Here is a 25,529-nt window from a genome sequence, read left to right on the forward strand (position 1 = left end):
CGGGTCCGGTCCGTCGGTCCCTCGGACGAGCGGGCCATAGGGTCACGGCATGGTGCGCGTGGTCGGCGTCGACGTGGCCCGCGGCGTGGCCGTGCTCGGCATGATGACCGCGCATGTCGGGCCCGAACCGACCGGCGGCGGGCTGCCCGCACGGGCCGCGGGCGCGGTGCTCGGCCTGGCGCACGGCCGGCCGTCCGCGCTGTTCGTCGTGCTGGCCGGCCTCTCGCTCGCGCTGCTCTCGGGCGGTCCGCGGCTCGTCACCGGACCGGAGCTGATCCGCGCCCGCACCCGGATCCTCGTGCGGGCGGTGCTCGTGCTCGGGCTCGGCGTCGGGCTCGTCGCGCTCGACACCCCGGTCGTGGTGATCCTGCCGACCTACGCGGTCCTGTTCCTCGGCGGCTGCGCGGTCCTCACCTGGCCCCGGCGGGCGCTCGTCGCCGGCGCCGTCGTCGTCGCGCTCGTCGGACCCGTGGTGCGCGCGTCGCTGGCCCCGCGGCTGTCCGGGGACCTCGCGGACCTGTTCGTCGGCGACTTCTATCCCGCGGTGGTCTGGTTCGCGTACCTGCTCGCGGGGCTGGCGCTGGGCCGCAGCGACCTGCGCTCGGTCCGGGTCCGTGCGGTGACGGCCGCGACGGGCGCCGCGCTGCTCGTCGTCGGCTACGGCGGCGCCGCCCTCGCGTCGCACGTCGAGGTGGTCCACGACCTGTTCGGCGGACGCACGAGCACGCAGCCGCACTCGTCGACGACGTTCGAGGTCACCGCGAACACGGGCACCGCGCTGCTCGTCGTCGTCGCGTGCCTGCTCGCGGCCGAACGCTTCCCGCGGGCGACGAACCCGCTCGCCGCGGTCGGCGCCCTGGCCCTGACCGCGTACACGGTGCACATCGTCGTGATCGCGCTCGTCGGCCCGGAGGTGGTCTACGTGCCCTCGCCGCTCGCGTGGCTCGTGCTCCTCGCCGTGACCGTGCTCGCGTGCTGGGCATGGCGACGACGGCTCGGCCGCGGGCCCCTCGAACGCGTGCTGCACACGGCGTCGACCTGGGTCGCTGACCGGGCGGTCAGGGCCGTCAGGACGTGAGTGCGAGCACCGCCGCCACGACGGCGACCAGGGGAACGGTGCCCTGCATCGCGGCCGCGCGCGCCATGCGCCGGTCGGTCGCGAGCAGCACGAGCGAGGCCGCCAGCATCGACCCGCAGCCGGCGAGCACGAGCGCGAGCCCGACGGTCCGTCCGGTCGAGCCGTCCGCCCCCGCGAGCGCCAGCACGGCCCCGACGGCCGCCACGACCGCCAGGAACAGGTTGTAGAAGCCCTGGTTGAGCGCCCACGGCGCGACGGCGTCGACGTCCTGCGCACGCGTCGCGAACCGCGCGTGCACGGCGGGGCGGCGGAACAGCACGGCCTCCATCACGAAGATGAGGACGTGCAGGGCTGCGGCGAGAAGGGCCGCAACAGCGGCGACGACGACCATCACGACAGCCTCGCGCGCCTGCCCGCCGAGCGCCGGCTCCCACGCCGTCGCACCCGCCCACCTCCTCCTGCCGGTACCGCCGCCGCCGCGGAACCTACCCTGGAGGCGTGACCACCTCGCTCTCGTCGCGTCCCGCGGCGCCGCCGCGTGTCCTGGACGCCGCGACGTGGCAGGCACGGTCCGACGAGCACGCGGCGCGAGCCGATGCGCTGACCGCCGGCCACCGCGCGCGACGGGCCCGCGGCGAGCGTCACGCGATCGAGGACTTCCTGTTCGAGTACTACCCCGCCAAGCCCGCGCAGCTGCGCCGCTGGCACCCGGGCGCCGGCCTCGCGCTCGCCCCGGGCACCGACGCCCCGGCCCCGCACGGCGCCTGGCGCTGGTACCGCACGCACGACGACGGCGCGGTCGTCCTCGACCTCGACACGTTCCTCGCCGACCGTGGCGACACCGTCCGCTTCGTCGTCGGACTGCTCGACGCGACCCTCACCCGCCCCGCCGCGACCGGCTGCTTCGGCCTGCACGAGTGGGCCATGGTCTACCGCGAGGGCGACGACGAGCACCGCCACCCGCTCCCCCTGCGCCTGGGTGCGGCCGGGACGGACGCCGTCGTCGAGGCGCACCGCATCCGTTGCACCCACATCGACGCGTTCCGCTTCTTCACCCCGCAGGCCGCCCCGCGCAACACCCTGCAACCGACCCGCGCGACCCAGGCCGCCCTCGAGCAGCCCGGCTGCTTGCACGCCGCGATGGACTGCTACAAGTGGGCACTGAAGCTCGGCCCACTCGTCCCCGGCGACCTCCTGCTCGACTGCTTCGAGCTCGCGATGGAGATCCGATACACCGACATGCAGGCCTCGCCGTACGACGTGTCGTCCTACGGGCTCGACGCGATCGCCATCGAGACACCCGACGGCAAGGCCGAGTACGTCCGCCGCCAACGCGACTACGCGGTTCGTTCGAACGCGCTCCGGCACCGACTCCTTCGCGCCTGCGAGCTCGCGGGCGACGGCGCCATCAACCGGAACTCGCCCCCCGCATCACTCCCGTAGCGGCTACGGACCCCGCCAACGTCTACGGACACCGCAGACATCTACGGACCCCGCGCCGCAACGGTCCGCAGACACTCCAGGGGTCCGTGGATGCTCCAAGGGGTCCGCACGACCTTCGGCAACCCCTGGACGCACAGTTCGGTGCGTACGGCGATGAGCAATCCCGTGTACGCGGGCCGGGCTGTTTCCGGCAGGGAGATCGTCGGCTCGGGCGTCTGGGAGCCTCTGGTGGACGAGCGCAGTTCGAGACCGTGCAGGCGATCCTGGCCGACCCGGCCCAAGACGCACAACGGCAACGGCGGGCGCGTGTACCTGCTCCCAGGTCTGGCGACCTGTGGGTCGTGTGGTCGATGTCGGGCCACCAGCCCTGCGACGAAGCCCTCCGCGAGTCTTCGCGACCTGCGGGCACCTCGCCGTCGAGCGTTGAGCTCAGGGCAGGGCGCCGGCGCGGACGGCGTCGACGCCGCGGTTGGCCAGGGCGTCGGCGCGCTCGTTGCCGGGGTCGCCGGCGTGGCCCTTGACCCACCGCCAGGTGATGGTGTGCCGCGCGACCTCGGCGTCGAGGGCCTGCCACAGCTCCTTGTTCTTCACGGGCTTGCGGTCCCCCGTGAGCCAGCCGTTGCGCTTCCAGCCGACGATCCACTTGGTGACGCCCTGCATCACGTACGTCGAGTCGACGTGCAGCGTCACGTCGCAGGGTCGCGTCAGCGCGCGCAGCCCCTCGATCACGGCCGTGAGCTCCATGCGGTTGTTCGTCGTCAGCTGCTCGCCGCCGAACAGCTCACGTTCGCGCTCGCCCGAGCGCATCCACGCGCCCCAGCCGCCGACGCCGGGATTGCCCTTGCACGCGCCGTCGGTCCACATCTCCACGATCGACCGCTCGTTGTTCACGGGCACACGGTACGGCCCCTGGGCGGCTCACCGTGGCGTCGGGAGGGGCGGCCGGCTCCCGTGCGGGGCGATCCGGCGCGCGTCGTCGGGCCCGAGCAGGAAGCGGATGGTGCGCGTGACCGTGTGCCCGCCGAGCGCGGCGGTCGCGGCCCGCACGCGTGACGGCACGGGCAGGCCGAGCTCCGTGAGCGCCCAGGGCGGCAACGACGCCGCGGCGGCGTTCGCCAGCATTCCGTAACCGGCCCGCAGCGCGAACGGCACCGGCGGCTCGTCGAGCAGGAACCTCGCGGTGTCGCGCGCCTGCTCGCCGGCCGCGAGCGCGGGCCGGTACGCCTCGAGCGCGGCGTGCAGGGCCGGGACCGTCTCGGGCAGGTCGGTCGCACCGAGCGCGTGCCCGACGAACGCGGCGTCGTGCAGGTAGGCGTCCGCACCCTCATCGTCGAGCGGGTCACGGCCGTAGCGGCGGTGCGCGGTGAGGAACGAGTCGACCTCGGCGACGTGCACCCAGCGCAGCAGGTCCGGGTCGTCGGCGCGGTACGGCGTGCCGTCCGGCCCGCGGCCACGGATGCGTGCATGGACTGCGCGCACGCGGTCGACCGCGGCCTGCGCGTCGTCGGCCGTGCCGAAGGCGGTCGTCGCCAGGAACGTGCTCGTGCGCGCGAGGCGCCCCCAGGGGTCGCCGCGGTAGCCGGAGTGGCCCGCCACGCCCGCCATCGCCGCCGGGTGCAGCGCCTGCAGCAGGAGCGCCCGCAGCCCGCCGACGAACATCGACGCGTCACCGTGCACGCGGCGGATCGCGGCGTCGGGGGCGAACCAGCGCGGTCCCGGGGTCTCGTGGATGCGCGCGCGGGTCTCGATCCCGTCCGGCCCCGCCACGCGCAGGAACAGGTTCGTGCCCGCCCGCTGCCGCCAGTCGCTCATGCCCCATCGTGCGCCGATCGGGCGCCGGGCGCACGGACGCCGGCCGGCCGGTCAGGGCAGGTCGGCGGCTATGACGTCCATCAGCGCCCGGGCGGCGGCGGGGACGCGCGGCAGGTCGCGCGACCACACCACGCTCAGCGGCCGGCTCAGGTGCAGGTCGACGACCGGCACCCGCACGAGCGAGCCGTCGGCGATCGCGTCGCGCACCGCGAGCGCGCTGAGCACGGCGGGGCTGGTGCCGAGCGCGACGGTGGCGCGCACGGCGGCGGTCGTCGGCAGCTGGGCGGCGGGCCGTGGAAGGTCGCTCGGAGCGAGGCCGAGGTGGCGGGTGAGGGCCTCCTCGAGCGCCGCTCGCGTGCCGGAACCCGTCTCGCGGGTGACCAGCGCGGTCGCCGCGAGCTCGGCGGCGCGCAACGGCGTACGGCGCCGCGCCCAGGCGTGTCGCGGTCCGACGACGACGACGAGCTCGTCGTGCCCCAGGGTCCGTGCGGACACGTCGTCGGGCAGGTGAGGTGTCTCGACGAAGCCGACGTCGTGCGAGCCGTCCCGCACGAGCTCGAGCACCCCCGCGCTGTTCACCGCCGTGAGCTCGACCTCGCGGGCCCCGGCGCTCTCCCCCGCCCGCAACCGGACGAGCCACCCGGGCAGCAGGTACTCGGCGACGGTCAGGCTTGCGGCGACGCGCAGCGGCGCAGCGCCCGGTCCGTGCAGGCTCGCGACCGCGACGTCGAATCGGGTGGCCGCCTCCACGACGTCCGCGGCCCAGGTCGCGACGAGGCGGCCCGTGACCGTGAGGGCCGAACCGCGCGAGGAGCGTTCGACGAGATGCGCCCCCACCTCGCGCTCGAGGGCCCGTACCCGCTGGGAGACGGCCTGCTGGCTCAGTCCGAGCGTGCGGGCGGCGGCGGAGATGCCGCCGGCCGAGTCGATCGCGACGAGGATCCGCAGCCCGACGAGGTCAGTCACCGTGATTCCTTGTCACAGGGAGAGCCTGCCACAACGAAACCTTGTCACAGAACAACGAAGATCGTCTTCTGCGTGCGGGCGGCGGCGACCAGGCTGGAAACGTGCTCCACCCCGCCCCCCTCCGAACCCGACCCTCCGCCGCCGGCCTCACGCCCAACTGGTTCGCCGCGGTGATGGGCACGGGCATCGTCGCGACCGCCGGCGCGGGACTGCCCGTGCACGTCCCGGGCCTGCACACGGCCGCGAGCGTGGTCTGGCTCGTCGCCGCGACGCTGCTCGTCGTGCTCGTCGGCGCAACCGTGCGGCACTGGACGCACCACCGCGAGCGCGCCCGCCTCCATCACCTCGACCCGGTGATGGCGCACTTCTACGGCGCGCCGCCGATGGCGCTGATGACCGTCGGCGCCGGGTCGCTCGTGTTCGGCCCGGCCCTGCTCGGCGCCGAAGCGTCGCTCGCGATCGGCTGGATGCTGTGGACCGTGGGCACGGTGCTCGGGCTCGCCTCGACGGTCGTCGTGCCGGTCCTGCGGCTGACCCGCCACGACCGCGCGGCCCCCTTCGCGGGCTGGCTCATGCCGGTCGTGCCGCCCGTCGTGTCGGCCGCCACCGGCGCACTTCTGCTGCCCCACGTCCCGGTGCACCGGATGGCCGCCTTCGCCGCGCTGCTCGTCGCACTCCTGGCCGTCGGGGTCGTCGCGACCGCGCTCGTCCTGCCCGCGGTGTGCACGTCGGTGGTACGCGACGGGGTCGGGCCTGCGGCCCTCGTGCCGACGCTGTGGATCGTGCTCGGGCCGCTCGGCCAGTCGACGACCGCCGCGAACGTCCTGGCCGGTGAGGCCGGTCTGGTCGTCGCGGCGCCGCGGGCACTCGAGCTCGAGCGCGCCGCCGTGGTCTACGGGCTCGTCGCGACCGCGCTCGCGCTGGTGTGGGCGGCCTGGGCGCTGCTGGTGACGCTGCGGACCGCGCGCAGCGGGCTGCCGTTCGGGCTCCCGTGGTGGTCGTTCACGTTCCCGGTCGGCACGTGCGTGACCGGCCTGAGCGCGCTCGCGGTGCGCACGGGCTCGCCCCCGCTGACGGCCGCCGCCGCGCTCGGCTTCGTCGTGCTCGTCGGCGCCTGGGGCGTCGTCGCGGCACGCACGCTGCACGGCGTGCTCGTCGCCCGCACGCTGCTGGTCCCGCCGCCCGTTCAGGTGCGCGCGAAACGTCGGACGAACGCCGACAGGATCCGGCTCGGTGCCCACACGTCGCTCGCGGCGATGCGCGCGAGGACCTCGTCCAGCTCGCCCGGGTCGTAGTAGCCGTACCCGTCGTACACGCGCACGCGCGCGGCGATGGCCGCGGCGTCGAGCTCGGGGTGGAACTGCGTCGCGTACAGGTTCGAGCGCACCCGGAACATCTGGACCGGGCACGTGTCCGACGAGACAAGCAGCGTGGCCGAGGCCGGCAGCACGCTGCACGCCTCCTTGTGCCCGACGAACGCGTCGAACTCCTCCGGCAGCTCCGCGAGCAGCGGGTCGGACCGACCCTGCGCGGTGAGCCGCACCCGCACCGCGCCGATCTCCTCGCCGTACGTGGCGTCCACCACGGCGCCCTGGTGCACGCCGAGCGTGCCCACCCCGTAGCACGCACCGAAGAAGGGCGTGTCCCGGGCCACCACCTCGTCGAGCAGCGCGGAGACCTCCCGCTCGACGCGCACCTGGGTCGACGACTTGCGGGTGCTGCTCGTGTCGAACGGGCTGCCGCCGACGATCACGCCCGAGATCTCGTCGAGGTCGATCGACGGGAGCGGACCGGCCTCCATCCGCACGCGCACCAGCTCGTGCGGCGCGAGCTCGCACAGCGTGAGGAACGACGCGTACTCGGCATCGGCCGCGTCGTCCTGCGCACGCGACGCGAGCAGCACGAACGGCCTCATGGCACCGAGGCTGGCGCAGCCGCGGCCCGCGCGCCAGCCGACGAGCCGAGGCACTCGATCTTCGATCGCGCCGCGAGTGCGAGGATGCGACGTGCCCTCGACCCTTGCCGACCGGATCCCGGCGGACCCCACCGACCCGGACGCCCTCTACGAGGCGTTCGTCGGCTGGACCGACGACCAGGGCCTGAGCCTCTACCCGCACCAGGAGGAGTCGCTGCTCGAGCTCGTCACGGGCTCGCACGTGATCCTGTCCACGCCGACCGGCTCGGGCAAGTCGCTCGTGGCGATCGCCGCGCACTTCGTCGCGCTCGCCCACGGGCGGCGCACGTTCTACACCGCGCCGATCAAGGCGCTGGTCAGCGAGAAGTTCTTCGCGCTCGTCGAGGCGTTCGGCTCGGCGAACGTCGGGATGATGACGGGCGACTCGTCGGTCAACCCGACCGCGCCGATCATCTGCTGCACGGCCGAGATCCTGGCGAACCTCGCGCTGCGCGACGGCGCCGAGGCGGACGCCGGCCAGGTCGTGATGGACGAGTTCCACTTCTACGCGGACCCGCAGCGCGGCTGGGCGTGGCAGGTGCCGCTGCTCGAGCTGCCGCGCACGCAGTTCGTCCTCATGTCCGCGACGCTCGGCGACGTCGCGTTCTTCGCCGACGACCTGCGGCGGCGCACCGGCGTGGACGTCGCGCTCGTGACGCACGCCGAGCGCCCCGTCCCGCTGACGTTCTCCTACGTCGTCGAGCCCCTGCACGAGGTGCTCGACGAGCTCGTGACCACGCGACGCGCACCCGTGTACGTCGTGCACTTCACGCAGAAGGAGGCCGTCGAACGCGCGCAGTCGCTGCTCTCGACCACGCTCGCCTCCCGCGAGCAGCGCGACGCGATCGCCGCCGAGCTGGGCGGGTTCCGGTTCGGGCCGGGCTTCGGCGCGACGCTCTCGCGCCTGCTGCGCCACGGCGTGGGCGTGCACCACGCGGGCATGCTGCCCAAGTACCGGCGCGTGGTCGAGCGGCTCACGCAGCGCGGGCTGCTGCCGGTGGTGTGCGGCACGGACACGCTCGGGGTGGGCATCAACGTCCCGATCCGCACGGTCGTGCTGACGAGCCTGGTCAAGTACGACGGGCAGCGGATGCGCCACCTCACGGCGCGTGAGTTCCACCAGATCGCGGGCCGCGCCGGCCGCGCGGGCTTCGACACGATGGGCGAGGTCGTCGTGATGGCGCCCGACCACGTGATCGAGAACCGCAAGGCGCTCGAGCGCGCGGGCGACGACCCGCGCAAGCTCAAGAAGATCGTCCGCAAGCAGGCGCCGCAGGGCCACGTGAACTGGACCGACAAGACCTACGAGCGGCTGCGCGACGCACCGCCCGAGCCGCTGACCAGCAGCTTCGCGGTGACGCACGCGATGGTGCTGCACGTGCTGGCGCGCGGCTCGCGCGGCGAGGACCCGGTCGCCGCGATGACCCGGCTGCTCACCGACAACCACGAGCCCGAGGCTGCTCGCGGGCGCCACGTGCGGCAGGCGATCGCCGTCTACCGGTCGCTGCGCGCGGCGGGCGTCGTCGAACGCGTGTGGGTCGACGACAGGACCGCGCCGCGCGGTCGTCGTCGGACCGTGCGGCTCACGCGCGACCTGCCCGCCAACTTCGCGCTCAACCAGGCGCTGTCGCCGTTCGCGTTCGCCGCGCTCGACCTGCTCGACACGGCGGACCCCGGCTATGCGCACGACGTGGTCTCGGTCCTCGAGGCGACGCTCGACGACCCACGCCAGGTGCTCGCCGCGCAGGAGAACAAGGCGCGCGGCGAGGCCGTCGCCGCGATGAAGGCGGACGGCCTCGAGTACGACGAGCGGATGGCGCTGCTCGAGCACGTCACGTACCCGCGCCCGCTCGCCGAGGTGCTGGCCGCCGCGTTCGCCGCCTACCGCACGACCAACCCGTGGGTCGCCGACCTCGAGCTGTCCCCCAAGTCGGTGGTGCGCGAGCTGCACGAGCGCGCCGCGACGTTCGCCGAGTACGTGCGCCTCTACAGCCTCGACCGCACCGAGGGCGTGCTGCTGCGCTACCTCGCCGACGCCTACCGCGCGCTGCGCCAGACCGTGCCCGACGACGCGCGCACCGAGGAGCTCTGGGAGCTCATCGAGTGGCTCGGTGACCTCGTGCGCCGCACCGACTCGAGCCTCCTGGACGAGTGGGAGCGCCTGTCCAACCCGCTCGACGAGCACGGCGCGGACGCTCCGGGCGGCACCGACGACGACACCCCCGAGCCGATCACCGGCAACCCGCGCGTGCTGCGTGCGCTCGTGCGCGGCGCGCTGTTCCGCCGCGTCGAGCTCGCCGCGCGCGAGCAGTACGGCGCCCTGGCCGCGCTCGGCGATCTGGACGACGAGGGTGCGCCGTGGACCTCCGAACGCTGGGCGGCGGCCCTCGACCCGTTCTACGACGACCACGACGAGATCCTCACCGGCGCCCCCGCACGCGGTCCCGCGCTGTTCCAGGTCACGACGGGCCCGACGAGCTGGCGGGTGCGCCAGGTGCTCGACGACCCCGAGGGCGACCACGACTGGCGCATCGACGTCGTCGTCGACCTGCCCGCCAGCGACGAGGCCGGCGAGGTGGTGCTGCGGGTCCTCGAGGTGGGTTCGGTGTAGCCGACGACGGCACTGCGCAAGGGTAGGCAAACCTGCGTTTGTGCAGATCAGGCCAGCCTTTCCATGGATGACAGGCGGGCCGGACCGTGCCTACGGTGGCCCCGTGACGATCCTGAGCAGCGCCCTGCTGAGCCCCCCTGTCGCCGACCGCCCACTGGACGGCGCACGGCTCAACGGCCTGCGCGCCGGGGTGCTCGGCGCCAACGACGGGATCGTCTCGGTCGCCGCGATCGTCGTCGGCGTCGCGGGCGCGAACCCCGGCCGCACGGGCGTGCTCACCGCCGGGATCGCGGGCCTCGTGGCCGGGGCGCTGTCGATGGCGGCGGGCGAGTACGTCTCGGTCAGCTCGCAGCGCGACGCCGAGCGCGCCGGCAAGGTCGCCGACGACGAGCTCACCAACCCGTGGCACGCCGCGGTCGCCTCGCTCGGGGCGTTCCTCCTCGGCGGGTTCGTCCCGCTGCTCGTCGCACTCCTGCCGTGGCACGGCGCCGTGGTCCCCGCGGTGTTCGTCGCCGTGCTGGCGGCGCTCGCGCTCACCGGCGCCGTGAGCGCCCGGATCGGCGGGGCGCACGTCGCGCGGGCGGTGCGGCGCAACCTCGTCGGCGGGTCGGTCGCGATGGTCGTGACGTACGGGATCGGCACGCTCGTCGGGCTCGCGCTGTAGCCGCGCGCACCCGGGTGGGTGAGGTGTCTCCTACCCTGTGGCCGTGAGCAAGCACGCGAAGCACGCACCGACCGGGACGCCCGCACTCGTCGCGCTCGCCGCGGCCGGCGTCCCGCACACGGCGCACCCGTACGAGCACGACCCGTCCTCGGACCTCGGCTACGGGCTCGAGGCCGCGCACGTCCTCGGCGTGCCGCCCGAGCAGGTGTTCAAGACGCTCATGACCGTGGTCGACGGCGCGCTCACCGTCGCGGTCGTCCCGGTCACCGGCAAGCTCGACCTCAAGGCCCTCGCGGCGGCCGTCGGTGGCAAGAAGGCCACGATGGCGCCCCGGCCCGACGCCGAGCGCGCGACGGGCTACGTCGCGGGCGGCATCTCCCCGCTGGGTCAGAAGACGGCGCACCCGACGGTCGTCGACGAGACCGCGTGGCTGTTCGACACCGTCTACGTCTCCGCCGGCCGCCGCGGCCTGGACGTCGAGCTCGCCCCCGACGACCTCGTCCGCCTCACGGCCGCCACCGTCGCCGACATCGCGCGCGGCTGACCGCTCCCGGACCCCTCCGGCGCGCGGACCCTCCGTCGGCCACGGACCCCACAACTGCCGACGGACCCCGCCATGGCGCGGTCCGTGGACGCTGCCGGGGTCCGCAGACGCTGCGGGGGTCCGTGGGGGTCGCGGGGGTCCGTGGCGGACAGGCCCGCGTCGAGACGTTAGGTTGCTGCATCGTGACAAGTGGTGTGGTCCGCGAGCGGCTGGCGCGGGTGCGGGAGCGCGTGGCGGCAGCGTGCGAGTCGGCCGGGCGGGACGCGTCGGACGTGGCGTTGCTGCTCGCGACCAAGACGCAGGACACAGCGACGATCCGGGCCGCGCTCGTCGCGGCCGGGGACGCGCCCGTGCTGCTCGGGGAGAACCGGGTGCAGGAGCTCGTCGCGAAGGCGCCGCAGCTCGCGGACCTGTCCCCCACCTGGCACGTGATCGGGCCGCTGCAGTCGAACAAGGTGAACGCGGCGCTGCGCTGGGCGTCGTGCATCGAGTCGGTCGCGTCGATCGACCTCGCGCGGCGGCTGGCCGAGCGGGCGACCGGGCGGCTCGACGTGATGGTGCAGGTCAACGTCTCGGGTGAGCCGACGAAGCACGGCGTCACGCCGGCCGCGGCGGCCGAGCTCGCCCAGGAGGTGGCTGGGCTGCCGGGTCTTCGGCTCGTGGGGTTCATGACGGTGGGCGCACGCTCGTCGGACGCGTCGGTCGTGGCGGCGGGGTACGACGCGCTGCGCGCGGTGCGCGACGACGTGCTCGCGTCCGGCCTGACCGGCACGGGCGACGCGCGTCACCTCTCGATGGGGATGAGCGGCGACCTCGAGCTCGCGATCGCCTGCGGCGCGACCCTCGTGCGCGTCGGGACGGCGGTGTTCGGCAGCCGGTGACGCCCGCGCGCGGCCCGGCGCAGCGCAACCTGCTCGCGCGCGAGCAGCACCGTCATCCGCCGCAGCTCGCGGTCCAGCGCCACCGTATCGACCGACATCGCTCCCCCTCGTGGTCCCCTGCCCCGTCCATGTCGCGGGGTCGCCGGATCCTGCACGACAGGAACACCTCGATCCGGCGCAGATACGCGCACGTCGACCGCTCGTGCGCGCCGGCGGCGCCCGGCCGCGCGCGGCGGTGTCAGGGCACGCGCGCGGTCCAGGCGGGGTCGTCGAACTTCGTGCGGCGCAGCTCGGCCGCCCGCTCCAGCTCCGCGGCGCGCAGCCCGCCCGTGACGCTGGGGTAGCCGGCGCGGAAGTGCGCCTCGAACGCGTCGATCACCTGCTCGCGCGGCAGGTGCGTCTGCGAGCGGACCGGGTCCACGCGCCTGGCCGCGCTCGGCGTGCCCTTGTCCGAGACCTTCTCGCGCCCGATGCGCAGCACCTCGAGCATCTTGGCCGCGTCGATGTCGTAGGACATCGTCACGTGGTGCAGCACCGCGCCGCCGACGACGCGCTTCTGGGCGGATCCCGCGAGCTTGCCCAGGGGCGACGAGATGTCGTTGAGGCCCGTCAGTGAGGCCTGCACGCCGACGTCCGCGAGCGCGCCCAGCACCCACTGGTTGAGGAAGGCGTAGGACTCCTCGAACGTCATGCCGTCCACCAGCGACGCGGGCACCACCAGCGAGAACGTGATGCAGTTGCCGGCCTCCATGAACATCGCCCCGCCACCGGAGATCCGGCGCACGACCGTGATGCCGTAGCGCTGGGCGGCCTCGAGGTCGACCTCGTTGCGTAGCGACTGGAACGACCCGATGACCACCGCCGGCTCGTCCCACTCCCAGAACCGGAGCGTCGGCCCGCGCCGGCCCGCGGCCAGCTCCTCCGTGAGGACCTGGTCGAGCGCGGCGTGCAGCGCGGGCGGCAGCGACTCGGTGCGGATCACGTCGAACGTGTGGTCCGCCCACGTGGTCGAGCGGCCGAGCGCGCGCCGCACCGCGACGGCGACCGCACGCTCGTCGAACCCGACGAGCGCGACCGGTCCGACGAGGCGACCCGCGTCCTGCGCGGCGGCCAGACGCTCGCGCACCGCGTCCGCGAGCCGGCTCGTCGTCGTGTCGACGGGCAGGCCGTCGAGGGCCGCGTCGATCTCGCCGAGCGCCTCGTCGGGCTCGAGGAAGAAGTCCCCCGCGACACGCACGTCGCTCAGGAGGCCGTCGCGCACCGCCAGGTCGACCGTGACGAGCTTGCCGCCCGGCACCTTGTACTCGCCGTGGTGGCGGCCCGTCTCGCTCATCGCGCCAGCCTAGACATCAGCGCGGTGCCACGAGCACCGTCAGCCGAGGGCCGCGACCGCCGCCTGGGCGCGATCCTGCACCATGAGCGAGAGCGACTCCGCCGAGCCGAGCGTCGCGAGCTGACCGGGCACGTCGAGGTCCTCGTCGGCCGGCGCGCCCGCCGCCGACGCGGTCCACGAGACGATGACGTTCCCGACGAGCATGTGCCCCTCGTACTGCGGAGTGGCGTGACCCTCGGCGCTCTGGACGCGCTGCGCGACGACCGACGGGTACACGCCCTGACCCTCGATCGCGGGCTCGGCCACCCAGCTCGCGCCGTCGGTCGACGGGTTCACCTGCTCGTACCTCGGGCAGCCGTCGAGCGTGGACACGAGGTCGCGGAACGCCGCACGCGCGGTGGCCGCGTCGGGCAGCCGTGTCACCGTCTGGAAGAACTGCATGTCGTCGTTGCCCCAGGAGCGGGCGTCGAACCCGGTGGGCGGCTCGGGCACCACCGTCACCGCGGTGGTGCACCGCGCCGGCAGCACGGACGAGCCGGCGGGCAGCCCCCAGTCGAGCTCTCCCGACACGATGCGCGGTTCCACGCCGTCCTTCGCGGCCGGGACGTCGGCCATCAGCCGCTTCTCGCGCACGAAGAGCCTGGCTTGCGTCGCGCTGTCGAACACCGCGTCCTCGCCGGGCACCTCCGGTCCCGTCGGGGTGGGCGTCGGGGTCGGTGTCGGGGACGGGGTCGGCGGGTACGGGGGCGTCGGGCTAGGGCGGATCGACACCGTGCCCGAGTCCGTGGGCAGCACGGGTTCGGTCTCGTGCGGCGACCACGGCTGCACGACGAGCAGGAGCACCCCGGCCAGGAGTACGACGACCAGGGCCCACCACCACAGCGAGGGCCCGGCCGGCGCCGGCTCCTGCGGCTCCGTGCTCGTCACGCGTGTCCTTCCCGTCGTCGTGCCCCCGCCTCCGAGGCTAGGCCGAATCGGCCGACGGCGTCATCGCCCATACGGGCGCGTCGCGACCTGCTCGTTCTCCCGTGGCCGAGGCGTGGTGCGCGCTCAGCGCGGCATGACGCCGTGGTGCCGCAGCCCCCAGATCACGGCGTCCGTCAGCGCCTCCCACGACGCCTCGAGCACGTTCGGCCCGACGCCGACGGTGCTCCACGACTGCTTGCCGTCCGTCATCTCGATCAGCACCCGCGTCACGGCATCGGTCCCGTGCATCGCGTCGAGGATGCGGACCTTGAAGTCGATGAGCTCGAACGTCTCGAGCGTCGGGTAGACGCCGACCAGGGCCTGGCGCAGCGCGTGGTCCATCGCGTTGACAGGCCCGTTGCCCTCGCCGGTCGTGACGATCCGCTCGTCGCCCGCGTGCAGCTTGACGGTCGCCTCGGCGGTCGCGGGCGTCCCGCGGGGACCGACGCGCTCGACGATCGCGCGCCACGACTCGACCCGGAAGTACTGCGGCCGGGAGCCCTCGAGCTCCTCGACGAGCAGGAGCTCGAACGACGCGTCCGCGGCCTCGTACGTGTAGCCGCGCGCCTCGGCGTCCTTGACGCGCTCGGTCACCCGCGCGAGCACGTCGGCGCGTCCCGTCAGATCGATGCCCAGCTCGCGTCCCTTGAGCTCGATCGAGGCCCGCCCGGCCATGTCCGAGACCAGCATGCGCATGTCGTTGCCGACCGCCGACGGGTCGGCGTGCTGGTACAGATCGGGGTCGACCTTGATCGCCGACGCGTGCAACCCGGCCTTGTGCGCGAATGCGCTCGCGCCCACGTAGGGCGAGCGTGCGAACGGCGAGATGTTGGTGATCTCGCTGATCGCGTGCGCGATCCGCGTCAGGTCCGCGAGCCCGCTGCCGCCCTGCTCGTCGCGCGCGAGCACCGGCAGGCCGTACTTGAGCTCGAGGTTCGCGACGACGGCGAGCAGGTCGGCGTTGCCCGTGCGCTCGCCGTAGCCGTTGACCGTGCCCTGCACGTGCGCGCAGCCGGCCTCGACCGCCGCGAGCGTGTTCGCCACCGCACAGCCCGAGTCGTTGTGCGCGTGCATGCCCAGCACGGCGTCCGGGCCCACCGCGGCCCGGACCTCCGCGACGACCGCGGTCACCCACGGCGGCACCATCCCGCCGTTCGTGTCGCACAGGCAGACGACCTCGGCGCCGGCCTCCAGGCCCGCCAGCACGGCCTGCACCGAGTACGCGGAGTCGAACCGGAAGCCGTCGAAGAAGTGCTCCGCGTCGACCATCACGCGCCGGCCCTCGCGCACCAGCAGCGCGACCGTCTCGGCGATCATGGCGAGGTTCTCGGCGCCCGACGTGCGCAGCGCGCGCTCGACGTGGCGGATGTCGTGCTTGGCGACGATCGTCACGACCGGCGCCTCGGAGTCGAGCAGCGCACGCACCTGCGTGTCGTCGGCCGCCCGCGTCCCGGCCTTGCGCGTGGACCCGAACGCCGCGAGCTCGGCGTTGCGCAGGTCCAGCTCCTTGGCGGCACGCTTGAAGAACTCGGTGTCCTTGGGCACCGCGCCCGGCCAGCCGCCCTCGATGAACCCGACGCCGAGCTCGTCGAGCAGGGGGGCGATCGCGAGCTTGTCGGCGACCGACAGGTTGATGCCCTCCTGCTGCGCGCCGTCGCGCAGCGTGGTGTCGTACACCTGGAAACCGGTCGCGGAGGCGAGGCCGGTCGGGACGGGGCTGGTCACGGTCACGGTGGTGCTCTCTTCGGACGGACGGACGTCGACGCCAACAAAAAGACCCCCCGAGGTACGGGAGGTCTGCGCGCCGACGAGGGATCGGCGCGCTAGTCGATAATCGAGGTCCAGCAGGACATGGCGCCCATGGTGGCACACGTCACGCCCGCGGGTCACGCGGTCCACGTTCCGGACTGCCGGCCGATCACCGCTCCCCGGTCGGGTGGAACGGAGCGGCCGACGTGCGCGGCGCCAGGATCTCGCTACGTTGGCACTCGACGCCGGACACGGCTCCGACGGACAGGAGATCCGCGATGACCTACCCGACCGATCCCCCGCGTCACGCCGCCCCGGGCGGTGACCCCGCCGGGGTGCCACCCGTGCAGCCCCTGCCTCCGGCCGTCCCCCCGGCATCACCCTTCCCCACGGAGCCGGCCCCGGCCGCCGCGGGCCGCCCCGCGGTGGCGCGTCTCGTCGTGCGCGCGGGTCGCTACTGGGCGGGCGTCGCCGCCACGGCCCTGGTCGCCGCGCTCGTCGGGATCGTCGGCGTGCTCGTGTTCCAGGAGATCCTCGAGATCGACCTTCTCATCAAGGGCCCGTTCGCCGACGAGGGCGGCTACCTCGCGTACGCGTCGAGCGCGGTGCTGGCCACCGTCGCCGCGGGAGCGCTGCTGCACCTGTTCGCGCTCACCACGCCGCGGCCGACGTCGTTCTTCGGCTGGATCATGGCGCTCGCGACGCTCGTCGCGGCGCTGCTCCCCCTGAGCTGGGCGGGCGAGACGGACTCGAAGGTGTGCACGGGCGCCACCAACCTGCTCATCGGCATCGCGATCTGGTCGCTGCTCGCCGGGGTCCTGCACCGCACGTCTGCCTACACGACGTCCTGACCGCATCGCCGGAGGGTGCGGGCGGAGCGACCCTCAGGCGATGCGGTGCAGCCAGTCGTGCCGGTCGGTCGCTCGCCCGTACTGGATGTCGGTGAGCTCGGCGCGGATGCGCATCGTGACCGAGCCGGCCCCGCCGTCGCCCACCGTCAGGTCGAAGTCGTCGCTCGCGAGGCGCCCGATCGGCGTGACCACGGCGGCGGTGCCGCACGCGAACACCTCGGTGACGGAACCGTCGGACAGGCCCTCGCGGAGCTCGGCCAGGGAGATCGGCCGCTCGGAGACCTCGTGGCCCGCGTCCGTCAGGAGCGCCACGATCGACGCGCGCGTGACGCCCTCGAGGATCGAGCCCGAGACCGGCGGCGTGAGCGCCGAACCGTCCGCCTTCACGACGAACACGTTCATGCCGCCGAGCTCCTCGATCATCGAGTTGGTCGACGCGTCGAGGAAGCAGACCTGCTCGAAGCCCTTGTCGTACGCGTGGAGCTGCGGCAGCAGGCTCGCGGCGTAGTTCCCGCCGCACTTGGCCGCCCCCGTGCCACCGGCGCCCGCGCGGTGGTACTCCTGGTCGACCCAGATCGAGACCGGTCGCACACCGCCCGCGAAGTACGGGCCGACGGGCGAGGCGATGACGAGGTACTCGACCTCGAGCGACGGCCGCACACCGAGGAAGGGCTCCGAGGCGTACATGAACGGCCGCAGGTACAGGCTGGTCTCCTCGCCGCCGGGCACCCAGGCGCGGTCGGCCCGCACGAGCGCCTCGAGCGACCCGAGGAAGTCCGCCGCGGACAGCTCCGGCAGGGCGAGTCGGCGCGCCGAACGCGCGAACCGCGCCGCATTGGCCTGCGGTCGGAACGTCCACACGCTCCCGTCCGGGTGCAGGTACGCCTTGAGTCCCTCGAAGATCTCCTGCGCGTAGTGCAGGACGGCGGTCGCCGGGTCGAGCTGCAGCGGCCCGTACGGCTCCACGCGCCGCGCGTGCCAGCCCGACGACTGGTCGAAGCTCATCCGCGCCATGTGGTCGGTGAAGACGGTGCCGAACCGGGGCGACGCCAGCGCGGCGGCGCGCTCGTCGTCCGGGACGGGCGTCTGCGACCGGTGGAGCTCGAAGAGGTCGACCGACGTGGAGGAAGCGACGGTGCTCATGGGGGGCCTTTCACCTGGGACTGGTCTGACGGTACCCGGCGGCGGCCCCAGGGAGAACAGGTCGCGGCGTCGCCCGGACACCCGGTGGTACGGACGGCCGCGGTGGGGTCAGCCCGCGACGCGCGCGGCGAGGTCCTTGCCCACCTCGGCCGTCGACCGTACTCGCGAGCCCCGCTCCGCCAGGTCGGCCGCTACCGCGGACTCGACCGCGCTCGCCTGGGCGTTCAGGCCCAGGTGCTCGAGGAGCATCGCGACGGACAGCACCGTCGCGGTCGGGTCGGCCTTGCCCCGGCCGGCGATGTCCGGCGCCGAGCCGTGCACGGGCTCGAACATGCTCGGGGCGGTGCGGTCGGGGTTGATGTTCGCGCTCGCGGCCAGGCCGATGCCGCCCGTGATCGCCGCGGCGAGGTCCGTGAGGATGTCGCCGAACAGGTTGTCGGTCACGATGACGTCGAACCGGCTCGGGTTCGTCACCATGAAGATCGTCGCCGCGTCGACGTGCAGGTAGTCGACCGTGACGTCCGGGAACTCGGCGTTGACGGCGTCGACCGTGCGCCGCCACAGGTGGCCGGCGTGCACGAGCACGTTGTGCTTGTGCACGAGGGTGAGCTTCTTGCGGGGGCGGGCCGCGGCGCGCGCGAACGCGTCACGCACCACGCGCTCGACGCCGAACGCGGTGTTGACACTGACCTCGTTCGCGACCTCGTGCGGGGTGCCGACGCGGATCGCGCCACCGTTGCCGACGTACGGACCCTCGGTCCCCTCGCGCACGACGACGAAGTCGACCTCGCCCGGGTTCGCGAGCGGGCCCGTCACACCCGGGAAGAGCTTGCTGGGGCGCAGGTTGACGTAGTGGTCGAGCGCGAAGCGCAGCTTGAGCAGCAGCCCGCGCTCGAGCACGCCCGACGGCACCGTCGGGTCACCGATCGCGCCCAGGAGGATCGCGTCGTGCGTGCGGATCGCGTCCAGGTCGGTGTCCGTGAGCGTCTCGCCGGTCGCGTGCCAGCGCCGCGCGCCGAGGTCGAACTCGGTGGTCACCACGCCGACGCCGCTGCCCGACAGGGCCGTCTCGAGGACGAGCAGACCCTGCTCCACGACCTCGGTACCGATGCCGTCACCGGCGACGACGGCGAGCTGGATGTCCCGGGCGGTGGAGTGGCTGCTCATGCGCGGCAGCCTAATAGCCGTCCCACTCCCCGAAACGCCCGTCTCACCATCCGACCGCTACAGAGCGCCTGTCGGGTCAGTCGACCGCTGGTGTCGGGCCCGTCGTCGGGTAGACCAGCTCGTAGGTCTCGGTCACCGTGTCGCCGGTGTCCGCGACGTCGGTGGTGCGGATCAGCGCCCGAGGCTCGCCGGCGCTGTCCAGGACGATCGCCAGATCGCCGACGCGCGGGAGCTCGTCGTAGTCCGTCCGGGGCGAGCTGCCCGTCGTCCGCGAGCCGGCGAGGATCTCGGCCACCGCGGCGTCCGCCTCGGTCCCCTCGCCGTAGGAGAACGACGGCGGCGGGACGACGTCCAGCGGCGCACCGCCGACGATCGTCTCCATCTTCCCGAAGCCGACATGGCCCCGCGCCGCCTGCCAGAACGCGCTGAGCCGGTCGTCGCCGTCCGACGCCACCTCGGTGCCGTCGTAGCCCTGGTCCTCGCTCATGCGCACTCCCTCGTCGTCGCTGCGCTCATCCAACCACGTGGGCCGGGAACGCCGGTGGGGCCGGACCTCGTCGGCCCGACCCCACCGTGCGTGCGTACGCCGCACCCGCCCGATCAGCGGGCGGCGGAACCCTCGACGTAGTCGGAGTCCGAGGGCTTGACCCACGCGAACAGCTTGCGCAGCTCACGGCCGACCGGCTCGATCGGGTGGTTCTGGCCCTTCTCGCGCAGCTCCTTGAACTCCGGCGCGCCGGCGTCCTGGTCGTTGATGAAGCGCTCCGCGAAGGCACCGGACTGGATGTCCGCGAGGACCGCGCCCATGTTCGCCTTGACGTCCGGCGTGATGACGCGCGGGCCGGAGACGTAGTCGCCGTACTCGGCGGTGTCGGAGACCGACCAGCGCTGCTTGGTGATGCCGCCCTCGAAGATGAGGTCGACGATCAGCTTGAGCTCGTGCAGCACCTCGAAGTACGCGACCTCGGGCTGGTAGCCGGCCTCGGTCAGCGTCTCGAAGCCGTACTGGACGAGCTGCGAGACACCACCGCACAGGACGGCCTGCTCACCGAACAGGTCGGTCTCGGTCTCCTCGGTGAAGGTCGTCTTGATGCCGGCGGCGCGCAGGCCACCGATCGCCTTGGCGTAGGACAGCGCGAGCGGCCACGCGGCGCCCGACGCGTCCTGCTCCACCGCGACGATGACCGGCACGCCACGACCGTCGACGTACTCGCGACGCACCAGGTGGCCGGGGCCCTTGGGGGCGACCATCACGACGTCCAGACCCGGGGCCGGCTTGATGTAGCCGAACCGGATGTTGAAGCCGTGGCCGAACACGAGCGCCGCGCCGTCCTTGAGGTTCGGCTCGATCTCCTCGCGGTAGACGATCCGCTGGACCTGGTCGGGCGCGAGGATCACGACGACGTCGGCGTCGCGCACCGCGTCGGCGACCGACGCGACCTTCAGGCCCTGGTTCTCGGCCTTGGCACGCGAGGCGGAACCCTCGCGCAGACCGACGGTCACGTCGACGCCGGAGTCGCGCAGGTTCAGCGAGTGCGCGTGCCCCTGGCTGCCGTAGCCGACGACGGCGACCTTCTTGGACTGGATGATCGACAGGTCGGCGTCGTCGTCGTAGAACAGCTCGGCCACGATGGGTCTCTCCTTCAGATGGACGTTCGGGGATCGAACGCTGGTGCGGGAACGATGGTTCTGGGGACGGGTCTATCAGGCGGAGCGCGAGACGCGCTCGAGCGCCCGGTCCGTGATCGAGCGCGACCCACGGCCGATGGCGACGGTGCCGGACTGCACGATCTCACGGATGCCGAACGGCTCGAGCGCCGCGAGCAGCGCGTCGAGCTTGCCCGGCGAGCCGGTCGCCTCGATCACGACGGAGTCCGGCACCACGTCGACGACGTGCGCGCGGAACAGCTGCACGACCTCGAGCACCGAGGTGCGCTGCGTGACGTCGGCCTTGACCTTGACGAGCAGCAGCTCGCGCTGCACCGACGCCGCGTCCTCGAGCTCGACGATCTTGATGACGTTGATCAGCTTGTTGAGCTGCTTGGTCACCTGCTCGAGCGGCAGGGCGTCCACGTCGACGACGACGGTGATCCGCGAGATCTCGTCGTGCTCGGTCGGGCCGACGGCCAGGGAGTGGATGTTGAACGCGCGCCGGGCGAACAGGCCCGCGACGCGCGTGAGCACGCCTGGCTTGTTCTCGACGAGCACGGACAGGGTGTGGCGGGTCATCTCAGTCCTCCCGGTCCCACGCCGGGCTGATGCCACGGGCGTACTGGATGTCGTCGTTGCTCACGCCCGCGGCCACCATCGGCCACACCATCGCGTCGCGCGAGACGGTGAAGTCGACCACCACCGGCTGGTCGTTGATCTCGAGGGCGCGCTTGATCGTCGCGTCCACGTCGGCCTTCGTCTCGCAGCGCAGACCCACGCAGCCGTACGCGTCGGCGAGCTTGACGAAGTCCGGGATGCGCACCGTGCCGTGACCGGTGTGCAGGTCGGTGTTCGAGTACCGCGACTCGTAGAACAGCGTCTGCCACTGGCGGACCATGCCCAGCGAGGAGTTGTTGATCACCGCGACCTTGATCGGGATGTCGTTGATCGCGCAGGTCGCGAGCTCCTGGTTGGTCATCTGGAAGCAGCCGTCGCCGTCGATCGCCCAGACCGTGCGGTCCGGCTCGCCGACCTTGGCCCCCATCGCGGCAGGCACCGCGAAGCCCATGGTGCCGAGCCCGCCCGAGTTGAGCCACGACCGGGGTCGCTGGTACTTGATGAACTGCGACGCCCACATCTGGTGCTGGCCGACGCCCGCGACGTAGGTCGCCTCGGGCCCCGACAGCTCCCCGATGCGGGAGATCACGTGCTGCGGCGCGAGGTGGCCGTCCGCGGGCTCGTCGAACCCGAGCGGGAACGTCTCGCGCCACGAGTCGAGCTGCTGCCACCAGGCCTCGAGGTCCGGGCGGCCGTGCTGGCCGTGCTCGCGCTCGAGCTCGGGCAGCAGGTCCGCGATCACCTCACGCAGGTCCCCGACGATCGGCACGTCGGTCGTCATGTTCTTGCCGATCTCCGCGGGGTCGATGTCCGCGTGCACGATCGTCGCGTTCCTCGCGAACGACGAGAGCTTGCCGGTCACGCGGTCGTCGAAACGCGCGCCGAGCGCGACGATGAGGTCCGCCTTCTGCAGCGCCGCGACCGCAGGCACCGTGCCGTGCATGCCGGGCATGCCGAGGTTCTGCGGGTGCGTGTCGGGCAGGGCACCCCGACCCATCAGCGTCGTCACCGCCGGGGCTCCGGACAGGTCGACGAGCTTGTGCAGCAGTGCCGACGAGCCGGACCGGATCACGCCGCCGCCGACGAGCAGCACGGGGCGCCGTGCCGTCGCGAGCAGACGCGCGGCCTCGCGGATCTGCTTGGCGTGCGGCTTGGTCACCGGGTGGTAGCCGGGCAGCGCCACCTCCTGCGGCCAGGTGAACGTCGTGGTCGCCTGCATCGCGGACTTCGCGATGTCGACGAGCACCGGGCCGGGACGGCCCGACGCCGCGATGTGGAAGGCCTCCGCGATCACGCGCGGGATCTCGTCGGGGTCCGTCACGAGGTAGTTGTGCTTGGTGACCGGCAGCGTGATGCCGACGATGTCGGCCTCCTGGAACGCGTCCGTGCCGATCAGCGGCGCGGCCACCTGGCCGGTGATCGCGACCATGGGGATCGAGTCCATGTTGGCGTCGGCGATCGGCGTGACGAGGTTCGTCGCACCCGGACCGGACGTCGCCATGCACACGCCGACGCGGCCCGTCGCGTGCGCGTAGCCGGCCGCGGCGTGCCCGCCGCCCTGCTCGTGCCGCACGAGGATGTGCCGCAGCCGCGTCGAGTCCATGAGCGGGTCGTAGGTCGGCAGGATCGCGCCGCCGGGGATGCCGAACACGACCTCGGCACCGACCTCCTCGAGCGACCGGACGATCGACTGCGCGCCCGTGACGCGCTCGGGGCCGATCGTCGTCGCCACGGGCCGGGGGCCTGCGGCGCTCGGAGCGGCCTGACCCACCGGCGCGGTGGGCCGCGGCGGGGCCGGGTACGGACCCTGGGCCATCTCTGTCTCCCTTGGTGGTGCCGGCGTCGCGGACGGGGCGTCCGCGACATGAAAAACCCCTCGCACCGGACGAGCGTGGGGCGAGGGGCGAGCGCGCGGACGAGTCCAGGTGCGAGGGCCTCAGGCCGCGCGCTCAGGAAGTACTACGAGGATCGTCTGCACACAGGCGAGGCTACGCCGCCGTCGGTTCGATGTCACGTCGTCTCACATATTGGTTCACAAGTCCACCATGCGAGCACACGACGGCAGGTCACTGCACGTCGCGACGACGCATGACGAGCCAGCCCACCAGTGCGACGACGCCGACGACCACCCCGATCACGACCCCGCCGTGCGTCTGCGACAGGACGTGCTCGGTCGTCGTGCACACCCACTCCCCCGTGTCCGCGTCGTTGGCGCACACGTCGTCGTAGTACGTCACGCCGCCCTGGACCCAGGCCTGGAGGTTGGGCAGCAGTAGGTACGGGAACGCGGACCCCACCTGGCCGCGCACCAGGCCCTCGATCACCGCGAGCCACGCGGCCAGGGCGCCCAGCACCGCCGCGGTGTGCCGCATGATCACCGCGAGTGCGGCGCCGAGGGCCGCCACGGCCATCACGGCGACGACGAGCCGCCCGCCAGCGGCCACCAGCAGCTCGGGCGTCATGAGCACGGCCCGCTCGCCACCCATGTCCGGGTCGTCGGCCCACTGCGACGTGATCGAGTCGTTCAGGCTGTACGCGACCCACAGCCCCCCGACGAGGGTCGCGACCGACACCACCGCCATGGGCACGACGCCCGTGGTCGCGGCGACGACCTTGCTCCAGTACACCCGCCCGCGGCGCGGCGCGAACGTCAGCCAGTTGCCGATCGCCCCGGTCGCGAACTCCGCGGCGACGAAGCTCGCCGCCATCGCGACCCCGACGAGCAGGAGCGGGATCATGAACCCGTACAGGGTGGAGCCCGCGTCGTCCTCGAACGTCTGCCGCCAGGGCAGGTAGTTCTCGATGCGGACCTCGTAGTCGCAGCCGTAGTCCGCGTTCGGGTCCGTCTCGCGGGCCTCCTCCTGCTGCTCCAGGCACTCCTCGCGGTACTCGTCCTGCGCCTTCTGCTCCTCGTCGGCGTAGCGCTGCGCCTGCTCGATCTGCGCCGCCGTCGGCGCCTTCGAGCTCTGCCACGCCTGGAACGGGAGCAGCAGCGCGAGCCCGATCACGCACACCGACAGCACCCACAGCAGCACCCGGCACCGGAAGCGGGTCAGCTCGACCCGCAGCAGCCGCATCACGAGTCGCTCCCGGCGGCGCGTCGGCCGTGCGGGTGCTCGTCGGGCGGTCTCGTGCCCGGCCCCTGGCCCGCGGTGAGCTCGAGGAACACCGACTCCAGGTCCACCTTCACGGGCGTCAGCTCGTCGACGAACAGGCCCTGGCGGGCCAGGATCTCGGTGATCCGCGCCGGGTCGGGCGCCCCGTCGACCAGCAGCTGGTGGCCGTCGCGGCGCACGGTCCAGCCCTGCGCCTCGAGCAGGCTGCCTGCGGTGCCGGGAACCGCGACGCCCACGCGCACGGTGCGCGCGGCACCCGTCCCGAGCAGGTCGCTCACGCGTCCGTCGGCGATCATCCGGCCGCGCGCGATGATCGAGACCGTGTCCGCCACCTGCTCGACCTCCGCCAGGATGTGGCTCGAGACGAGCACCGTCTTGCCGCGCCCGGCCAGACCGCGCATCACGTCGCGGATCTCCCGGATGCCCGCGGGGTCCAGGCCGTTGGTCGGCTCGTCGAAGATCAGCAGGTCCGGGTCCTTGAGCAGCGTCGCCGCGATCGCGAGCCGCTGCTTCATGCCGAGCGAGTACGTGCGGTAGCGGTCCTTGGCGCGGTCCGCGAGGCCCACGTCACCGAGCACCACCTCGACGAGCCGGGAGTCCGCGCCGATCGCCCCGGCGAGCAGCAAGAGGTTGCGGCGGCCCGAGAAGTTGGGGAAGAACTTCGGCTGCTCGACGATCGCGCCCACGCGGCCCACGACGTCCGGGAGCCGCGCCGGCACCGGCTGGTCGAACACCCGCATCGTGCCCTGGTCGGCGCGGATCAGGCCGAGCAGCATCCGGATCGTCGTGGTCTTCCCGGAGCCGTTGGGACCGAGGAAGCCGTGCACACCGCCGACCGGCACGTCCAGGTCGAGTCCCTCGACCGCGACGTGCTTCGACCCGTTCAGCCTGCGATACGTCTTGCGCAGCCCACGCGTCGAGATCGCGAGCTCCCCTGTGAACGCCATTCGTCCCCCGCTCCGTCGCGCCGCTCGTCGGGCGCT

At 73.2% G+C, this 25,529-nt stretch carries 24 protein-coding genes; 8 read left to right on the forward strand and 16 right to left on the reverse strand.

Annotated features, from left to right (window positions below; genetic code table 11):
• Positions 1-49: 49 nt before the first annotated feature.
• The gene (locus CCO02nite_RS10695; protein ID WP_146843135.1) at positions 50-1,078 is read left to right on the forward strand and encodes an acyltransferase family protein; all 1,029 of its coding nucleotides are present in this window, start codon (positions 50-52) and stop codon (positions 1,076-1,078) included.
• Here the strand turns inward: CCO02nite_RS10695 and CCO02nite_RS10700 are convergent.
• The gene (locus tag CCO02nite_RS10700) at positions 1,068-1,469 is read right to left on the reverse strand and encodes a DUF1304 family protein (protein ID WP_146843136.1); all 402 of its coding nucleotides are present in this window, start codon (positions 1,467-1,469) and stop codon (positions 1,068-1,070) included. The two genes, CCO02nite_RS10695 and CCO02nite_RS10700, sit on opposite strands and share 11 nt — an antisense overlap.
• 107 nt (positions 1,470-1,576) lie before the next feature.
• On the opposite strand from CCO02nite_RS10700, the gene CCO02nite_RS10705 reads away from it, so the two are divergent.
• A complete protein-coding gene (locus tag CCO02nite_RS10705) occupies positions 1,577-2,521 on the forward strand; it encodes a 3-methyladenine DNA glycosylase (RefSeq protein WP_146843137.1) in 945 nt (314 codons plus the stop codon).
• Between the two features lie 429 nt (positions 2,522-2,950).
• On the opposite strand, the gene rnhA is transcribed toward CCO02nite_RS10705, so the two are convergent.
• Genes rnhA through CCO02nite_RS10720 form a run of 3 tightly spaced genes read right to left on the reverse strand, consistent with a single transcriptional unit; the run spans position 2,951 to position 5,299 of the window.
• Positions 2,951-3,385, reverse strand: a complete 435-nt coding sequence (gene rnhA, locus CCO02nite_RS10710; protein WP_146843213.1) for a ribonuclease HI — start codon at positions 3,383-3,385, stop codon at positions 2,951-2,953.
• Positions 3,386-3,439: 54 nt separating this feature from the next.
• Positions 3,440-4,333, reverse strand: coding sequence for an oxygenase MpaB family protein (locus CCO02nite_RS10715; protein WP_146843138.1), 894 nt, complete (start codon positions 4,331-4,333; stop codon positions 3,440-3,442).
• A gap of 51 nt (positions 4,334-4,384) precedes the next feature.
• Positions 4,385-5,299, reverse strand: coding sequence for a LysR family transcriptional regulator (locus CCO02nite_RS10720; protein WP_146843139.1), 915 nt, complete (start codon positions 5,297-5,299; stop codon positions 4,385-4,387).
• Between the two features lie 101 nt (positions 5,300-5,400).
• Between CCO02nite_RS10720 and CCO02nite_RS10725 the strand changes: the two genes are divergently transcribed.
• Positions 5,401-6,594, forward strand: coding sequence for a TDT family transporter (locus tag CCO02nite_RS10725; protein ID WP_146843141.1), 1,194 nt, complete (start codon positions 5,401-5,403; stop codon positions 6,592-6,594).
• Here the strand turns inward: CCO02nite_RS10725 and CCO02nite_RS10730 are convergent.
• A complete protein-coding gene (locus tag CCO02nite_RS10730) occupies positions 6,486-7,214 on the reverse strand; it encodes a glutamine amidotransferase (RefSeq protein WP_146843143.1) in 729 nt (242 codons plus the stop codon). The genes CCO02nite_RS10725 and CCO02nite_RS10730 overlap by 109 nt on opposite strands.
• A 91-nt stretch (positions 7,215-7,305) precedes the next feature.
• Here CCO02nite_RS10730 and CCO02nite_RS10735 point away from each other — a divergent pair, with 91 nt between their 5' ends.
• The 4 genes from CCO02nite_RS10735 (at position 7,306) to CCO02nite_RS10750 (ending at position 11,953) form a co-directional block, all read left to right on the forward strand.
• Positions 7,306-9,864, forward strand: a complete 2,559-nt coding sequence (locus CCO02nite_RS10735) for a DEAD/DEAH box helicase (protein ID WP_246117488.1) — start codon at positions 7,306-7,308, stop codon at positions 9,862-9,864.
• A gap of 103 nt (positions 9,865-9,967) precedes the next feature.
• A complete protein-coding gene (locus tag CCO02nite_RS10740; RefSeq protein WP_246117489.1) occupies positions 9,968-10,528 on the forward strand; it encodes a VIT1/CCC1 transporter family protein in 561 nt (186 codons plus the stop codon).
• 43 nt (positions 10,529-10,571) lie between these two features.
• Entirely contained in the window at positions 10,572-11,072 is a 501-nt protein-coding gene (gene ybaK, locus CCO02nite_RS10745; protein WP_146843147.1) for a Cys-tRNA(Pro) deacylase, read from the forward strand.
• Between the two features lie 182 nt (positions 11,073-11,254).
• Complete coding sequence (locus tag CCO02nite_RS10750) at positions 11,255-11,953, forward strand: YggS family pyridoxal phosphate-dependent enzyme (RefSeq protein ID WP_246117490.1); 699 nt, start codon at positions 11,255-11,257, stop codon at positions 11,951-11,953.
• Positions 11,954-12,191: 238 nt separating this feature from the next.
• On the opposite strand, the gene lplB is transcribed toward CCO02nite_RS10750, so the two are convergent.
• The 3 genes from lplB to cimA all read right to left on the reverse strand — a co-directional run bounded on the left by lplB (position 12,192) and on the right by cimA (position 15,977).
• Entirely contained in the window at positions 12,192-13,286 is a 1,095-nt protein-coding gene (gene lplB / locus CCO02nite_RS10755) for a lipoate-protein ligase small subunit (RefSeq protein WP_146843148.1), read from the reverse strand.
• Between the two features lie 39 nt (positions 13,287-13,325).
• The gene (locus CCO02nite_RS10760) at positions 13,326-14,213 is read right to left on the reverse strand and encodes a sensor domain-containing protein (RefSeq protein WP_146843149.1); all 888 of its coding nucleotides are present in this window, start codon (positions 14,211-14,213) and stop codon (positions 13,326-13,328) included.
• A gap of 123 nt (positions 14,214-14,336) precedes the next feature.
• Positions 14,337-15,977, reverse strand: coding sequence for a citramalate synthase (cimA, locus tag CCO02nite_RS10765; RefSeq protein WP_146843150.1), 1,641 nt, complete (start codon positions 15,975-15,977; stop codon positions 14,337-14,339).
• A gap of 302 nt (positions 15,978-16,279) precedes the next feature.
• Here cimA and CCO02nite_RS10770 point away from each other — a divergent pair, with 302 nt between their 5' ends.
• Positions 16,280-16,852 carry a DUF6069 family protein gene (locus tag CCO02nite_RS10770; RefSeq protein ID WP_222593191.1) on the forward strand — a complete coding sequence of 191 codons (573 nt, stop codon included), beginning with the start codon at positions 16,280-16,282 and terminating at the stop codon, positions 16,850-16,852.
• Positions 16,853-16,885: 33 nt separating this feature from the next.
• Here CCO02nite_RS10770 and CCO02nite_RS10775 read toward each other — a convergent pair whose 3' ends face one another.
• The 8 genes from CCO02nite_RS10775 to CCO02nite_RS10810 form a co-directional block, all read right to left on the reverse strand.
• Positions 16,886-17,995, reverse strand: a complete 1,110-nt coding sequence (locus CCO02nite_RS10775; RefSeq protein WP_146843151.1) for a branched-chain amino acid aminotransferase — start codon at positions 17,993-17,995, stop codon at positions 16,886-16,888.
• A gap of 108 nt (positions 17,996-18,103) precedes the next feature.
• Positions 18,104-19,162, reverse strand: a complete 1,059-nt coding sequence (locus CCO02nite_RS10780) for a 3-isopropylmalate dehydrogenase (protein ID WP_146843152.1) — start codon at positions 19,160-19,162, stop codon at positions 18,104-18,106.
• 76 nt (positions 19,163-19,238) lie between these two features.
• Positions 19,239-19,649, reverse strand: coding sequence for an ASCH domain-containing protein (locus CCO02nite_RS10785; RefSeq protein WP_146843153.1), 411 nt, complete (start codon positions 19,647-19,649; stop codon positions 19,239-19,241).
• Positions 19,650-19,762: 113 nt separating this feature from the next.
• Positions 19,763-20,791: a ketol-acid reductoisomerase gene (gene ilvC, locus CCO02nite_RS10790; protein ID WP_146843154.1), complete on the reverse strand. Its 1,029-nt coding sequence runs from the start codon at positions 20,789-20,791 to the stop codon at positions 19,763-19,765.
• A 75-nt stretch (positions 20,792-20,866) separates the two neighbouring features.
• Positions 20,867-21,391 carry an acetolactate synthase small subunit gene (gene ilvN, locus CCO02nite_RS10795; RefSeq protein WP_146843155.1) on the reverse strand — a complete coding sequence of 175 codons (525 nt, stop codon included), beginning with the start codon at positions 21,389-21,391 and terminating at the stop codon, positions 20,867-20,869.
• A gap of 1 nt (position 21,392) precedes the next feature.
• Positions 21,393-23,246, reverse strand: coding sequence for an acetolactate synthase large subunit (locus CCO02nite_RS10800; RefSeq protein ID WP_146843156.1), 1,854 nt, complete (start codon positions 23,244-23,246; stop codon positions 21,393-21,395).
• A gap of 250 nt (positions 23,247-23,496) precedes the next feature.
• On the reverse strand, positions 23,497-24,510 hold the full coding sequence (locus CCO02nite_RS10805; RefSeq protein ID WP_146843157.1) for an ABC transporter permease subunit: 1,014 nt from the start codon (positions 24,508-24,510) through the stop codon (positions 23,497-23,499).
• Positions 24,507-25,493, reverse strand: a complete 987-nt coding sequence (locus CCO02nite_RS10810; RefSeq protein ID WP_146843158.1) for an ABC transporter ATP-binding protein — start codon at positions 25,491-25,493, stop codon at positions 24,507-24,509. Before CCO02nite_RS10810 ends, CCO02nite_RS10805 begins: the two co-directional genes overlap by 4 nt.
• Positions 25,494-25,529: the final 36 nt, after the last annotated feature.

It is taken from the genome of Cellulomonas composti, assembly GCF_007990245.1.
Lineage (GTDB): Bacteria > Actinomycetota > Actinomycetes > Actinomycetales > Cellulomonadaceae > Cellulomonas > Cellulomonas composti.